General features: G+C 69.5%; 11 protein-coding genes and 1 tRNA gene. 8 read left to right on the top strand and 4 right to left on the bottom strand.

Annotated elements, in window-relative coordinates:
- The first annotated feature begins 49 nt into the window (after positions 1-49).
- Complete coding sequence (gene pyk, locus AB0C21_RS15075; RefSeq protein WP_149257233.1) at positions 50-1,480, top strand: pyruvate kinase; 1,431 nt, start codon at positions 50-52, stop codon at positions 1,478-1,480.
- A 151-nt stretch (positions 1,481-1,631) separates the two neighbouring features.
- On the opposite strand, the gene AB0C21_RS15070 is transcribed toward pyk, so the two are convergent.
- Positions 1,632-2,384 carry a helix-turn-helix domain-containing protein gene (locus AB0C21_RS15070; protein WP_500204699.1) on the bottom strand — a complete coding sequence of 251 codons (753 nt, stop codon included), beginning with the start codon at positions 2,382-2,384 and terminating at the stop codon, positions 1,632-1,634.
- A 208-nt stretch (positions 2,385-2,592) separates the two neighbouring features.
- Positions 2,593-2,675: transfer RNA gene (locus tag AB0C21_RS15065), tRNA-Leu, on the bottom strand.
- A 92-nt stretch (positions 2,676-2,767) separates the two neighbouring features.
- Between AB0C21_RS15065 and AB0C21_RS15060 the strand changes: the two genes are divergently transcribed.
- The 6 genes from AB0C21_RS15060 to AB0C21_RS15035 all read left to right on the top strand — a co-directional run bounded on the left by AB0C21_RS15060 (position 2,768) and on the right by AB0C21_RS15035 (position 8,631).
- Positions 2,768-3,370 (top strand): ANTAR domain-containing response regulator, encoded by a 603-nt coding sequence (locus AB0C21_RS15060; RefSeq protein WP_160160842.1) that lies wholly within the window; start codon positions 2,768-2,770, stop codon positions 3,368-3,370.
- 288 nt (positions 3,371-3,658) lie between these two features.
- The gene (locus AB0C21_RS15055) at positions 3,659-4,831 is read left to right on the top strand and encodes a branched-chain amino acid ABC transporter substrate-binding protein (RefSeq protein WP_500204696.1); all 1,173 of its coding nucleotides are present in this window, start codon (positions 3,659-3,661) and stop codon (positions 4,829-4,831) included.
- 105 nt (positions 4,832-4,936) lie between these two features.
- Complete coding sequence (locus tag AB0C21_RS15050; RefSeq protein WP_149257231.1) at positions 4,937-5,902, top strand: branched-chain amino acid ABC transporter permease; 966 nt, start codon at positions 4,937-4,939, stop codon at positions 5,900-5,902.
- Positions 5,899-7,074: a branched-chain amino acid ABC transporter permease gene (locus AB0C21_RS15045; RefSeq protein WP_500204693.1), complete on the top strand. Its 1,176-nt coding sequence runs from the start codon at positions 5,899-5,901 to the stop codon at positions 7,072-7,074. Before AB0C21_RS15050 ends, AB0C21_RS15045 begins: the two co-directional genes overlap by 4 nt.
- A gap of 47 nt (positions 7,075-7,121) precedes the next feature.
- Positions 7,122-7,862, top strand: a complete 741-nt coding sequence (locus tag AB0C21_RS15040) for an ABC transporter ATP-binding protein (RefSeq protein ID WP_149257983.1) — start codon at positions 7,122-7,124, stop codon at positions 7,860-7,862.
- Complete coding sequence (locus AB0C21_RS15035; protein ID WP_500204691.1) at positions 7,852-8,631, top strand: ABC transporter ATP-binding protein; 780 nt, start codon at positions 7,852-7,854, stop codon at positions 8,629-8,631. Before AB0C21_RS15040 ends, AB0C21_RS15035 begins: the two co-directional genes overlap by 11 nt.
- Before the next feature lie 73 nt (positions 8,632-8,704).
- Here the strand turns inward: AB0C21_RS15035 and AB0C21_RS15030 are convergent, their stop codons facing one another.
- Both AB0C21_RS15030 and AB0C21_RS15025 read right to left on the bottom strand, forming a co-directional pair.
- Positions 8,705-9,292, bottom strand: a complete 588-nt coding sequence (locus AB0C21_RS15030; RefSeq protein WP_500204686.1) for a DUF4352 domain-containing protein — start codon at positions 9,290-9,292, stop codon at positions 8,705-8,707.
- A 283-nt stretch (positions 9,293-9,575) separates the two neighbouring features.
- Positions 9,576-9,989 carry a PaaI family thioesterase gene (locus AB0C21_RS15025; protein WP_500204954.1) on the bottom strand — a complete coding sequence of 138 codons (414 nt, stop codon included), beginning with the start codon at positions 9,987-9,989 and terminating at the stop codon, positions 9,576-9,578.
- Positions 9,990-10,070: 81 nt separating this feature from the next.
- Between AB0C21_RS15025 and polA the strand changes: the two genes are divergently transcribed.
- The gene (gene polA, locus AB0C21_RS15020; protein ID WP_500204685.1) at positions 10,071-12,761 is read left to right on the top strand and encodes a DNA polymerase I; all 2,691 of its coding nucleotides are present in this window, start codon (positions 10,071-10,073) and stop codon (positions 12,759-12,761) included.
- Positions 12,762-14,328: the final 1,567 nt, after the last annotated feature.

The following is a 14,328-nucleotide window of genomic DNA, read 5'->3' as shown; positions in this document are numbered from 1 at the left end:
ATCCTGCACGAATATCCGTACCAGCAAGTAACTAAGTACGGTTGTGCACGTGACCCGTCGAGCGAAGATCGTCAGCACCATCGGTCCGGCCTGCTCCAGCACCGAGCAGATCCACGCCCTCGTCGAAGCCGGCATCGACGTCGCCCGCCTCAACATGAGCCACGGCGAGCATGCCGTCCACGAAGAGGTCTACCACCGGATCCGCGCCGCCGCCGACGCCACCGGGCGCGGCGTCGGCATCCTCGCGGACCTGCAGGGCCCCAAGATCCGCATCGGGCGCTTCCCCGACGGCCCCGTACGGCTCACCCTCGGCGACGAGTTCACCATCACCACCGACGACGTCCCCGGCACCCGCCGCGAGGTGTCCACCACCTACGAGGGGCTGCCGGGCGACGTCAGCCCCGGCGACACCGTCCTCATCGACGACGGCCGCGTCGCCCTCAAGGTCACCTCCGTCGACGGCCCCCGCGTCAACACCACGGTCACCGTCGGCGGCATGGTGTCCGACAACAAGGGCCTCAACCTCCCCGGCGTCCCGGTCAGCGTCCCCGCCCTCACCGAGAAGGACGAGCGCGACCTGCGCTGGGCCCTGCGCCTCGGCGTCGACCTCGTCGCCCTGTCCTTCGTCCGCACCCCCGCCGACGCCGACATCTGCTACCAGATCATGGAGGAGGAGGGCGTCCGCGTCCCCCTCATCGGCAAGATCGAGAAGCCCCAGGCCGTCGAGCGGCTCCCCGAGATCGTCGCCGCCTTCGACGGCATCATGGTGGCCCGCGGCGACCTCGGCGTCGAGATGCCCCTCGAACAGGTGCCCATCGTCCAGAAGCGCGCCATCGAGCTGTGCCGCGAGAAGGCCCGCCCGGTCATCGTCGCCACCCAGATGCTCGAATCCATGATCTCCGCGCCCCGCCCCACCCGCGCCGAGACCTCCGACGTCGCCAACGCCGTCTTCGAGGGCGCCGACGCCGTCATGCTCTCCGGCGAGACCAGCGTCGGCCAGTACCCCATCGAGTCCGTCCTCACGATGAGCCGCATCGTGCAGACCGCCGAGCAGGCCTCCCTCCAGGCCACCCACACCCTCGAGCGGATGCCGGAGACCGTCGGCGGCGCCATCGCCCGCGCCGCCGCCGAGGTCGGCGCGATCGTCGGCGCCGAGGCCCTCGCCGCCTTCACCATGTCCGGCGAGACCGCCCGGCGCCTGTCCCGCTACCGCTCGCCCATCCCGCTGCTCGCCTTCACCTCCGTGCCCGCCGTCCGCGGGAGGCTGGCGCACGTCTGGGGCGTCGAGACCTTCATCGTCCCCCAGGTCGACCACACCGACGCCATGTTCCGCCAGGTCGAGCAGGCCCTCCTCGAAATCGGCCGCTGCCAGAAGGGCGACAAGGTCGTCGTCGTCGCCGGCTCGCCCCCCGGCACGCCCGGCTCGACGAACGCCCTCCGCGTCCACAGCCTCGGCGACGCCATCGCCATCCCGCACTGACCACCATCCTGCCGGGCACCGCGCGACCCGCACCCCGCGCGGTGCCCGGCTCCTCCCACGGCCCCTGCACGGCCGGTCCCGGAACCTTGCCCACCGGGCATTAATCACCGCGCGGTCTCATTTCCACGACGCTCCGGAAACCCGCGCACCCTCAGTACTTCGGCCCGACGAACCCGTCCAGCCGCGCCACCGCCTCCCTCTTCGCGACCGAGATGTTCCGCGCGTTCATCTGCGTCCACTCGACCCCGAGCCGATCCAGCGCACCGGTGAACATCCTCTGGATGTCCAGCGACACGTTGGCGAAGTTGTAGCGGGGGTACTCGTACCACCGGTCCCCGCCTCGGAGACGCTTGCGCACCCGGTTGATGACCCGGCACCCGTCCGAGTGGATCAGTCCGCGGACGAACTCCTCCGTGCGCGCGTCGACGATCTCCCGCTGCCACCCCTCCAGCTCGATCTTCCGGGTGTGCTTCGCCCCAGGCCCGTGCTGGGGGAACAGGCAGGGCCAGTGCTTGGAGTACGAGCCCACCATCGTGCAACCGGGTTTCTGGCGGCGCCCGACTCGCGACGACAGGACCGTCCCCACTGCCTCGGCCGCCGCGTCGATCAAGCCCGGCCACGCGTCGGAACAGGCAATCTCCAGCCGGTAGACGCCGTTGTGCTGCCGGGCGAGATGTCCATCTCCGAGATAGAGACCGAGAAGGTAGGAGTAGGCCGCGGGATCGACCGCCCGGTCGTGGCACCGGGGGCATAAAGGAGGGGTGTGGCTCGCGGCCTTTTCGGGATGTTTCTTCCAGTAGCCCAGTGTGGACTTGGGGACGCCGGTCTGGCGGTGGACCTCGGCGATGGTGAACCCTGCGGCCAGCAGGCGTAGCGCCACTGGGCGCTGTCGCGGATCGTACATGGCCGCAGTCTTGCGGCCGCCACCGACAGTTCTGCCTTGATCACTCCCTGTGGAGGTCATGGGTGGCTTCTGCCGCTGATATCAACCGTCGCCTTGCGAAAGGGCGGAATTCTCCCGATGGTGCATTGCCTGCGGTAGAGGCGCCACCTCGATGCGGCAACGCCCCCAGCGTGATGCTTGGGGGCGAGGAGAAGTGCTCGCATATGGGTACCGGGAGCGGGATTCGAACCCGCACGCCCTTTCGGACAAATCCTTTTGAGGGATTCGTGTCTACCGTTCCACCATCCCGGCTTTTATCCGGACATGTCCCTTTCTTGCCCGGTCGGTCTCCCTGGTGTGGGGCGACGGGAACCAGGGTAGCGGGTTTCGGTAGGCTCGGGGGCGTGGAGAGTGCTCGGCGAGTTGTGATCGCGGAAGACGAGGCCCTGATCAGGCTGGACCTGAAGGAGATGCTTCAGGAGGACGGCTACGACGTGGTCGGGGAGGCCGGTGACGGTGAGACGGCCGTCCGGCTCGCCGGGGAGCTGAAGCCCGATCTCGTGATCCTCGACGTGAAGATGCCGGTGCTGGACGGCATCTCGGCGGCCGAGCGGATCTCCGCCGAGCGGATCGCGCCGGTGGTGATCCTCACGGCGTTCTCCCAGCGCGAGCTCGTCCAGCGGGCGACCGAGGCGGGCGCGATGGCCTACCTCGTCAAGCCGTTCTCCAAGACCGACCTGACGCCGGCGATCGAGATGGCGGTGAGCCGGTACACCGAGCTGCGCGCGCTGGAGGCCGAGGTCGCGGGCCTGCAGGACCGGCTGGAGACCCGCAAGGTGGTCGACCGGGCGAAGGGGCTGCTGCAGCAGGCGCACGGATGGTCCGAGCCGGAGGCGTTCCGGTGGATCCAGAAGACCTCGATGGACCGGCGGCTCACGATGCGGGCCGTCGCCGAGGCGGTCGTCGCGGGCGCCTCCGGAGGTCAGGACGAGTCCGCCGCGGGCTGACCCCTCGGCGCCGTCGCATCCCGGGTTTGTCAAGGTCCAAAGCGCAGGTCCGCGCGTGGGCCCTCATCGTCACGTTCGGTAATCGTCCCAGGCAATGCATGGTGTCGGATGGGCACAGGGGAGTAACGAACGAGTAACCCTTCGATCCGGGGGTCCTGTTCTGGGGTGGGTCGACGGTGTACGACATAGCTGGTCCCCGAGTGACCGGATTCCTCCCCTGAGGCGCCGGCGTCGGGGCTTAACTCGTACCCGATCCCCTCCCGGATCCGGATGGAAAGGTTGGGCACCTTGCGGCGCAACAAGATGAGGATCACCGGCGCGGTTGCGGTGAGCGCGGCGCTCGCGCTCAGCGCCGTGGCCTGCAGTGACGACGATGGCGGCTCCGGCAGCGGCAACGAGGTCACTATCGGGTTCATGGGTGACCTGACCGGTGAGAACTCCGGCCTGGTGATTCCGCCCAAGCAGGGCGCGCAGCTGGCGGTCGAGCAGTACAACGCCACGAACCCCAAGGTCAAGATCAAGCTCAAGACCTACGACAGCCAGGGCAAGCCGGAGCAGGCGACGACGCTGGCGCAGGGCGCGGTCAAGAACGACAAGATCGTGGCGCTGGTCGGCCCGGCGTTCTCGGGTGAGTCGCAGAGCGTCGCCCCGATCCTGGAAGAGGCCAAGATCCCGAGCGTGTCGCCGTCGGCGACCAACATCACGCTCGGCGAGAAGGGCTGGAAGTACTGGCACCGGGTCGTGGCCGACGACGCCGCGCAGAGCGAGGGCGCCGCGAACTTCCTGGTGAACTCGGTGAAGGCGAAGAAGATCTTCACGGTCTCCGACAACCAGGACTACGGCAAGGGCCTCGCGGACGCCATCGCCAAGGCCGCCGGCTCCAAGGGCGCGCAGACCCAGACCGACGCGGTGGACGACAAGGCGACGGACTACTCCTCGACCGTCAACAAGATCAACCAGTTCAAGCCGGACGCGGTCTACTTCGGCGGCTACTACGCGGTGGCGGGGCGGCTGTTCAAGCAGCTCCGCGAGGCCGGCTACAAGGGCAAGATGATGTCCGGCGACGGCTCGCTCGCGACCGGTCTGATCGAGGGCGCCGGCAAGGAGAACGCGCAGGGCGCGCTGCTGAGCTGCGGCTGCCTGATCGACGCCGAGGGCAAGACGAACCCGAAGGCCAAGAAGTTCGCCGACGACTACAAGGCGAAGTACAACTCCGAGGTCGCGATCTACTCGACCGAGGGCTTCGACGCCGCGACGGCGCTCATCGAGGCGGTCAAGGCCGGCAAGACCGAGCCGGAGGACATCAACACCTACCTCAAGACCGAGGACATCCAGGGCGTCGGGAAGCAGATCAAGTTCGCCGACAACGGTGAGCTGGCGGTCAACGACATCTTCATCTACGAGGTGAAGGACGACAAGCTGCCGCTGCTCGGCAACAGCAACGAAGCGAAGGTCTCGTAGGGCGTCACCACGCCCGGACCCCGCCCCCGGTCCCCGGGGGCCCCTGATGGCGCGGGAGCGGGAGCGCTACAGCGCTCCCGCTCCTTTTGACGAAGGCGACCGAAGGTGCTCGACGACTTCATCAATCAATTCTGGCCGTCGACCGTCGACGGCCTGGCGCTGGGCGCGATCTACGCGCTGCTGGCGCTGGGCTACACGATGGTCTACGGCGTGCTCCGGCTGATCAACTTCGCGCACGCCGACATCTTCATGGTCGGCACGTTCGCGGCGCTGTGGACGGTGCGGACCCTGGACGTGTCCGCCGTGGGCGGCGTCGCGCTGATCGGCGTGGTGGCGCTCATGGCCGTCGTCGGCGGCGCGGTGGCGGGCGGCGGCGCGATGCTGCTGGAGGTGGCGGCCTACCGGCCGCTGCGCAAACGGGGGGCGTCGAGACTCGCGGCGCTGATCTCGGCGATCGGCGCGTCGATCTTCATCCAGCAGCTGATGGGCACGGTGCTCATCAGCAAGGTGTTCGGGACGTCGAAGGAGGGCGGCAAGCTCGACGTCAACGAGCACTTCAAGAAGCTGTCCGACGTCGTGGACTTCGGGCCGATCCTGATCCGCAACGACCAGCTGATCGTCTTCATCGGCGCGGTGCTGATGATGGTCGCGCTGGACCAGTTCGTGAACCGCACGAAGCTCGGCCGCGGCATCCGCTCGACGGCGCAGGACCCGGAAACGGCCGTGCTGATGGGCGTGAACATCGACCGGGTCGTGCAGGTGACGTTCCTGGTCGGCGGTGTGATGGCCGGTGTGGCCGCCGCGCTGTACTTCCTGCGCTTCGAGAGCACGAACTACTTCGTCGGCTTCCTGCTCGGCATCAAGGCGTTCACGGCGGCGGTGCTCGGCGGCATCGGCAACATCCGGGGGGCCCTGGTGGGCGGCTTCACCCTCGGGTTGCTGGAGATGTACGGTTCGAGCTTCTTCGGATCCCAGTGGCGCGACGTGGTCGCGTTCTCCGTGCTCATCCTTGTCCTGATGTTCCGTCCCACCGGCATTCTCGGTGAGTCCCTCCAGCAGGCGCGCGCATGAACCTCACGAAGAACGGAAACGGCAAGGGCGGCGCGGGCGGCCTCGCCTCGCGGCGCGACATGTTCTCCCTGGACCCGCTGCGCGACTGGTGGGCGGGCGCCCCCGGCGCGGTGCGGTGGGTGGTGTACCTCCTGCTGGTCGTCGGCGGGCTGCTGCTGCCGAGCGAGGCGATCGGCTCGTTCATGGCGCCGAGCGGCAGCGACTGGGCGTCGATGCTGAGCAGCCAGATCGCGATCTACGTGCTGCTGGCGATCGGGCTGAACGTGGTGGTCGGCATGGCCGGCCTCCTGGACCTCGGGTACGTGGCGTTCTACGCGGTCGGCGGCTACACGATGGCCATCTTCGCGACGCGCTACGGGTGGAACTTCTGGGAGTCGCTGGGGCTGGCGATCGGGTTCTCGGCGCTCGCGGGGGTCATCCTCGGGGCGCCGACGCTGCGGCTGCGCGGCGACTACCTGGCGATCGTCACGCTCGGCTTCGGTGAGATCGTCAAGCGGACGGCGAACAACAGCTCGTTCGTGAACGGGCCGCGCGGCGTGCAGGAGATCCCGCACCCGCCGTCGCTGTCGGAGTTCGAGATCTTCGGTGTGCAGCCGCTGAAGTACGGGCTGCTGGACGCGCGGCCGTACTACTACCTGCTGCTGCTGTTCATCGTCCTCGCGATCATCTTCGTGAAGCGGCTGGAGCGGTCGCGGGTGGGCCGCGCGTGGGCGTCGATCCGGGAGGACGAGGACGCGGCGGAGCTGATGGGCGTGCCGACGTTCAAGTTCAAGCTGGCGGCGTTCGCGATCGGCGCGGCGATCGGCGGCAGCGGCGGCGTGGTGTTCGCCGCGCAGATCACCTCGATCAACCCGCAGAACTTCGAGTTCCTGGTGTCGGCGCTGATCCTGGCCGGCGTGGTGCTGGGCGGTTCCGGCAACCTTCCGGGCGTCATGCTGGGCGCGGCGGTGCTGGCGTGGCTGCCCGAGCGGTTCCGGTTCCTGCACGACTACCGGATGCTGATCTTCGGTGCGGCGCTCGTGGCGATGATGATCTTCCGTCCGGAGGGCCTGTGGCCGTCCCGGCAGCGGAAGGCGGAGCTGGCCGAGGGCACCGGCGGCATGGGCAGCATGGGCGCCGAGGTGGCCGGTCCGGGCCAGTCCGACGCGGTCGCCGTGGAGGAGGGCAAGTGAGCGAGGCGGAGGGCGGTGCGCCCGTCCTGGAGCTGCGGGACGTCGTCATGCGGTTCGGCGGCGTGGTCGCGCTCAACAAGGTGGACATCACGATCCGCGAGGGCGAGATCTTCGCGCTGATCGGCCCGAACGGGGCGGGGAAGACGACGGTGTTCAACGTGACCACCGGCGTCTACCGGCCGACCGAGGGGCAGGTGGTGTTCCGCGGGAAGCGCATCGACGGCAAGAAGCGGTACACCGTCACGAAGCTGGGCGTGGCGCGCACGTTCCAGAACGTGCGGCTGTTCCACAACATGACGGCGGTCGAGAACGTGATGGTGGGCGCGGACGCGCACCACCGGACGGGGTTCGTCGGGGCGGCGCTCGGGCTGCCGTGGCACCGCAGCGAGGAGCGCCGCGGGCGCGAGCGGGCGCAGGAGCTGCTTGAGCTCGTGGGCATCCCGCACCGCGGCGAGGAGGCGGCGAAGAACCTGCCGTACGGCGACCAGCGGCGGCTGGAGATCGCGCGGGCGCTGGCGACCGAGCCGAAGCTGCTGCTGCTGGACGAGCCCGCGGCGGGCATGAACCCGGCCGAGAAGGTGGCGCTGCAGCAGCTGATCCGCGACATCCGCGACACCGGTGTGACGGTGCTGCTGATCGAGCACGACATGAGCCTGGTCATGGGCATCAGCGACCGGGTCGCGGTGCTCGACTTCGGCCAGAAGATCGCGGACGGCCTGCCGGCCGAGGTGCAGAACGACCCGCGGGTCATCGAGGCGTATCTGGGGGCTCCGGCCGATGCTTCTTGAGATCAGTGACATCCACGTCCACTACGGGAAGATCGCGGCGCTGAAGGGCATCAGCGCGGAGGTCGGCCAGGGGGAGATCGTCACGCTGATCGGCGCGAACGGCGCCGGGAAGACGACCACCCTGAAGACGGTCTCGGGGCTGCGTCCGCTGTCGTCGGGCGCGATCCGGTTCGACGGCCAGGACATCAGCAAGATGCCCGGGCACAAGCGGGTGCTGGTCGGCATCGGGCAGGCGCCGGAGGGCCGGGGGATCTTCCCCGGCATGACGGTGGAGGAGAACCTCCTGATGGGCGCCTACGCCCGCAAGGACGACTCCGCCAAGGAGCTGGCCGAGGCGTACGAGCTGTTCCCGCGGCTGGCCGAGCGGCGCAAGCAGATGGGCGGCACGATGTCCGGCGGCGAGCAGCAGATGCTCGCGATCGGGCGGGCGCTGATGGCCAAGCCGAAGGTGCTGCTGCTGGACGAGCCGTCGATGGGGCTCGCGCCCATGCTCGTGCAGCAGATCTTCTCGATCATCCAGGAGATCAACCGGCGCGGCACGACGGTCCTGCTGGTGGAGCAGAACGCGCAGCAGGCGCTGCAGATCGCGCACCGGGCGTACGTGCTGGAGACGGGCCGGGTGGTGAAGTCGGCTCCGGCGGCGGATCTGCTGGACGACCCGGAGGTCCGGGCGGCCTACCTGGGCGGCGAGCTGGGCGACGGCGCCGGTGCCGCGGGCGGTCCGGCGGCCGGCTCGGCGGCCGGTTCGGAGGAGGACAAGCCGGAGTAGCGGCTCGTCCGGGCGTCTCAGGCCCGCTCGGTCCGGTTCGTCCGGGCCGGGCGGGCCTCGCGCGTCGCGGGGTTCAGGGCAGCCGGATCTCGGCGGGGACGGGGTCGCTGGTCGCGCCGACCGGCGGCGAGCCGTACAGCCGGACGGCCTTGGTCTTCGCGCCGCGGGGGACGTCGAACCACAGGTCGAACTCGACGCGCATGGACGCGCCGACGGAGATCCGCTCCGGCTGCCGCTTGATCATGGTGGCGTTGACGTCGGGGGAGTAGGTGCGGCCGTCGGTGGTGACGAGCCGCTGCTTCCAGGTGTCGAAGACCTGGATGTCGCGCCCGGTGTTGACGGCGAGGATGCGGACGCGGGTGAACGCGCCCTTGGCGTTCATGGCGGCGTGGGTGCCCATGACGTCGGTCATGGACTCGCGGAACCCGACGACGGTGAACCGCATGTCGGCGCTCTTGCCGGTCCTGCCCTCGGGGACGGCCTCTCCCTCGCGCGCCTTCTCGGCCGGGATCCTGTAGTCGGGGAGGGAGGTGGCGTGCCCGGATCCGGAGCACCCGGCGAGCGGGAGGGCCGCGGCGAGCGCGAGCGCGGCGCCCGCGAGGGCGGTGCCCGCGCGGGGGCGGCGCCGCGGGCCGCGGGTGCGCGAGTGAGGGTGGCGCATGCCTCGGAAGGTACGTCCGGCGGGCGGGCCGGGTGAACGGGCGGGATCGTTTCGCAACGCAACCGCAACCGGTGACGGACCTACACCGGTGTCGGGGCGGGCGTCGCCGCCGGGCCCGGACATGCGTTGACCCGGGGTCACCTTTGGGGCCGTACGAACCTTCCCCGGGCGCGTACGTTGTCTACTCGGTGACCCCGGGCCGGTCTGATCCACGCTACAGACCCGGGGCCGCGCATCGCAAAGAAAGTGCGGATCAAGGCGCGTCAGCGGGGCGGGCGGCGCCTCAGCCGCCGGACGGGGCGTCGCGCAGCATGCAGGTGAGGCGCGCGGTGCAGACCCGCCGGCCCTGGTCGTCGGTGATGACGATGTCGTAGGTGGCGAGGGTGCGGCCCCCGTGCACCTGGGTCGCCACGGCCGTGACGTACCCCTCGGTCGCGGACCGGTGGTGGGTGGCGTTGATCTCGATGCCGACGGCGATGCGGCCCGGGCCCGCGTGCAGGGCGGCGCCGGCGGAGCCGATCGACTCGGCCAGGACGCAGGAGGCGCCGCCGTGCAGGAGGCCGTAGGGCTGGGTGTTGCCCTTCACCGGCATGCGGCCCACGACGCGCTCGGGCGACGCCTCCAGGTACTCGAGGCCCATGGTCTTCGCCAGGTCGCCGTGCGGGTCGAGCTCGCCCCCCGCGAGGATCTTCGCGATCGGGTCGTGCGGGCTCGCGCCGTCGGTGTCAGTCACTTACGCCTCCACAAAACTGTCGTACGCGCAGACTAGAGTCCTGGTGTGGCGACCTCACCAACGACCCCTGACAAGCGCGACCGGCTCCTTCTGCTCGACGGCCACTCCCTGGCCTACCGGGCGTTCTTCGCCCTGCCCGTGGAGAACTTCTCCACGACCGACGGGCAGCCGACCAACGCCGTGTACGGCTTCACCTCGATGCTCATCAACGTCCTGCGCGACGAGCAGCCCTCCCACATCGCGGTGGCGTTCGACCGTTCCGAGCCGACGTTCCGGCACGAGCAGTACGTGGAGTACAAGGCGGGCCGGCAGAAGACGCCCGACGAGTTCCGCAGCCAGGTCAGCCTGATCTTCGAGGTGCTGGACGCGCTGCGCATCCCGCGGATGTCGGTCGCGGGGTTCGAGGCGGACGACATCATCGCCACGCTGTCCGTCCAGGCCGCCCGCGCCGGGATGCAGACGCTCATCGTCACCGGTGACCGCGACGCGTTCCAGCTGGTCAACGACTCGGTGACGATCCTGTACCCGGTGCGCGGCGTCTCGGAGCTGGCCCGGATGGACCCGGCCGCCGTCGAGGCCAAGTACGGCGTCCCGCCCGAGCGGTACCGCGAGCTCGCCGCCCTCGTGGGGGAGAGCAGCGACAACCTGCCCGGCGTGCCCGGCGTCGGCCCGAAGACCGCCGCCAAGTGGCTCACCAAGTACGGCGACCTCGACACCCTCGTCGACCGCGTCGACGAGATCAAGGGGAAGGCCGGCGACAGCCTGCGCGAGCACCTGGCCGGCGTGCTGCGCAACCAGCAGATCAACAAGCTCGACTGCGAGGTCGGCCTGGAGCTGACGCCGCCGCAGCTGACGATGGGCCAGTGGGACCGCGAGGAGATCCACACCCTGTTCGACTCGCTGCAGTTCCGCGTCCTGCGCGAGCGGCTGTACGCCACGATCTCGGCGGCCGAGCCCGAGGCCGAGGAGGGCTTCGACGTCGAGGTCGAGGCGCTCGAACCCGGCGCGCTCGGCGCCTGGCTCGACGCCAACACCGCCGACCGGACCGGCGTCGCCGTCACCGGCACCTGGGGCCGCGGCACCGGCGAGATCACCGCGCTGGCGCTGGCGTCCAAGAAGGGCCCCGCCGTCCACATCGACCCGGCCGAGCTGATCGAGGACGACGAGCGCGCCCTCGCCGCCTACCTCGCCGACCCCGCCCGCCCCAAGGCGATCCACGAGGCCAAGGGGCCGATGCTGGCGCTCGCCGCGCGCGGCATGCGGCTGGAGGGCGTCACCAGCGACACCGCGCTCGCCGCCTACCTCGCGCTCCCCGGCCAGCGGACGTTCGACCTCGCCGACCTCGTCCTGCGCTACCTGCACCGCGAGCTGCGCAGCGAGACCGAGGACTCCGGCCAGCTCACCCTGGACGGCTCCGGGGAGGAGGAGGCCGCCGAAGCCCTCGCGGTCCGCGCGCGCGCCGTCACCGAGCTCGCCGACGTCCTCGACAAGGACCTCGACAAGCGCGGAGCCACCCGCCTCCTGCGCGATGTCGAGCTGCCCCTGGTCGGCGTCCTGGCCGGCATGGAACGCGCGGGCATCGCCGTCGACGCCGACCACCTCGCCGGCCTGTCCGCGTCCCTGGGCGGCCAGGTCAAGGAGCAGGAGCAGCTCGCCCACGCCGCCGTCGGCCGCGAGTTCAACCTCGGCTCGCCCAAGCAGGTCCAGCAGGTCCTGTTCGACGAGCTGAACCTCCCCAAGACCAAGCGCACCAAGACCGGCTACACCACCGACTCCGAGGCCCTCACGACCCTCCTGGAGAAGGACGGGCACCCCGTCCTGGAGCACATCCTCCGGTGGCGGGAGGTCGCCAAGCTCAAGAGCATCGTCGACTCCCTCATCCCGATGGCCGACGACGCCGGGCGCATCCACACCACCTTCAACCAGATGATCGCCGCCACCGGCCGGCTCTCCTCCACCGACCCCAACCTGCAGAACATCCCGATCCGCACCGCCGAAGGCCGCCAGATCCGCGAGGCGTTCGTCGTCGGCGACGGCTACGAGTCCCTCCTCACCGCCGACTACTCCCAGATCGAGCTGCGCATCATGGCGCACCTCTCCGAGGACGACGCCCTGCTGGAGGCGTTCGGCTCCGGCGCCGACTTCCACACCATCACCGCGTCCCGCGTCTTCGGGCTGCCGCCCGAGCAGATCGACTCCGAGCTGCGCGCCCGCATCAAGGCCATGAACTACGGCCTCGCCTACGGCCTGTCGGCCTACGGGCTCTCCCAGCAGCTCCGGATCTCCCCCGACGAGGCCCGCGGCCTCATGGAGGAGTACTTCGAGCAGTTCGGCGGCGTCCGCGACTACCTGCACGACATCGTCGGCAAGGCCCGCCAGGAGGGCTACACCGAGACCATCCTCGGCCGCCGCCGCTACCTGCCCGACCTCAACTCCGACAACCGCCAGCGCCGCGAGATGGCCGAACGGATGGCCCTCAACGCCCCCATCCAGGGCTCCGCCGCCGACATCATCAAGGTCGCCAGCCTCAACGTCGACCGCGCCCTCCGCGACGCCGGCCTGACCTCCCGCATGCTCCTCCAGGTACACGACGAACTCGTCTTCGAAGTCGCCCCCGGCGAACTCGACGAACTGAAGACCCTCGTCAGCACCCAGATGGCCGGAGCCTACGAACTGCGCGCCCCCCTCAGCGTCTCCATGGGCACCGGCCGCACATGGCAGGATGCGGCGCATTAATTGCTTTTTTCTCCTCCTTCGGGCCTGGCGGCCCTCCATCGTCGATAAAAGCGGGCGATCGCTGGCATCGCTCCGACTCGCCTGGCGGCTCGCTGCGCGATCAGATTCTTGCTTCGCTTGAATCTGCCTTCGGACGCGATCGCGGGTCCCCAGGTTGTTGCGGGGTGCTGTGGTGGGTGGCGGTCGGTGTGCGGGGCTCGCCTGGCGGCTCGCTGCGTGATCAGGTTCTCGCTTCGCTTTGAACCTGCGCTTGGCGCTATCGCCACCGTTGAGGTGGTCGGGTAGGTGCTGTGCCTATTGCAGTGCTCTCCTCCTTCGGGCCTTGGCTGCCCTCCATCGTCGGGCACTGCGGGCGATCGCTGGCATCGCTCCGGCTCGCCTGGCGGCTCGCTGCGCGATCAGATTCTTGCTTCGCTTGAATCTGCCTTCGGACGCGATCGCGGGTCCCCAAGTTGTTGCGGGGTGCTGTGGTGGGTGGCGGTCGGTGTGCGGGGCTCGCCTGGCGGCTCGCTGCGCGATCAGGTTTTCGCTTCGCTTTGAACCTGCGCTTGGCGCTATCGCCACCGTTGAGGTGGTCGGGTAGGTGCTGTGCCTATTGCAGTGCTCTCCTCCTTCGGGCCTTGGCGGCCCTCCATCGTCGGGCACTGCGGGCGATCGCTGGCATCGCTCCGGCTCGCCTGGCGGCTCGCTGCGCGATCAGGTTCTTGCTTCGCTTGAATCTGCCTTCGGACGCGATCGCGGGTCCCCAGGTTGTTGCGGGGTGCTGTGGTGGCTGGGGTCGTTGCGGTGCTTATTGCAGTGGCCTCCTCCTTCGGGCCTGGCGGCCCTCCATCGTCGGACACTGCTGCGATCGCTGGCATCGCTCCGGCTCGCCTGGCGGCTCGCTGCGCGATCAGATTCTTGCTTCGCTCGAATCTGCCTTCGGACGCGATCGCGGGTCCCCAGGTTGTTGCGGGGTGCTGTGGTGGCTGGGGTCGTTGCGGTGGTGGGTGGCGGTCGGTGTGTGGGGCCTCGCCTTGCGGCTCGCTGCGCGATCAGGTTCTCGCTTCGCTTGAACCTGCCTTCGGGCGCGATCGCCAGGCTTGGGTCGTCGTCTCGTTACGGTGCGGCTGCGGTTGTCGCAGTGGGGGATGTCGGAAGTGTGTACGGCTCGCCTGGCGGCTCCTGGGACGGACGGGGCTGGAGCTGCGTTGACGGCGGGCGTAATCGTGGGGGTGTCGGTGGGTGTGGCGGTTGCCGTGGTGGTGGCTGCTCCGCATGGCTCTTTTCGTCACGCTGCTGCGTGTCGCCGCGACGTGTCAGTGCGCGCGGCAGCTTTTGGGGGGCGACGTCATCGGATGGGTTGAGCCGAGCGACGCACGGCACGCGGAGTGCCTTCGGGAGGCCTGGGGCGCCTCGAGGGTGTGATCGCCGTCGTGTGGGCGGTGGCGGGGTGCTCGGACTGCGGCTGTAGATGGTGTTGAGGTGGGTGTTTTGAGTTAATTGCGGCTTTTGTGGGTTTGTGTCCTTTGTGGTGGGGACTGCTTGTCGGCTTGGGTTTTTGGGGGCGTTGTTTTTCGGGGGTGGG

This window comes from Spirillospora sp. NPDC049024 (assembly GCF_040649235.1).
GTDB lineage: Bacteria > Actinomycetota > Actinomycetes > Streptosporangiales > Streptosporangiaceae > Spirillospora.
This window is presented reverse-complemented; position numbering and strand designations above follow the sequence as displayed.

What these genes read in the sequence shown, in the direction of transcription:
- AB0C21_RS15070 (WP_500204699.1), bottom strand. Translation starts at nt 2,384, where the DNA reads ATGTACGATCCGCGACAGCGCCCAGTGGCGCTACGCCTGCTGGCCGCA.
- AB0C21_RS15045 (WP_500204693.1), top strand. Translation starts at nt 5,899, where the DNA reads ATGAACCTCACGAAGAACGGAAACGGCAAGGGCGGCGCGGGCGGCCTC.
- AB0C21_RS15040 (WP_149257983.1), top strand. Translation starts at nt 7,122, where the DNA reads ATGCGGTTCGGCGGCGTGGTCGCGCTCAACAAGGTGGACATCACGATC.
- AB0C21_RS15035 (WP_500204691.1), top strand. Translation starts at nt 7,852, where the DNA reads ATGCTTCTTGAGATCAGTGACATCCACGTCCACTACGGGAAGATCGCG.
- AB0C21_RS15030 (WP_500204686.1), bottom strand. Translation starts at nt 9,292, where the DNA reads ATGCGCCACCCTCACTCGCGCACCCGCGGCCCGCGGCGCCGCCCCCGC.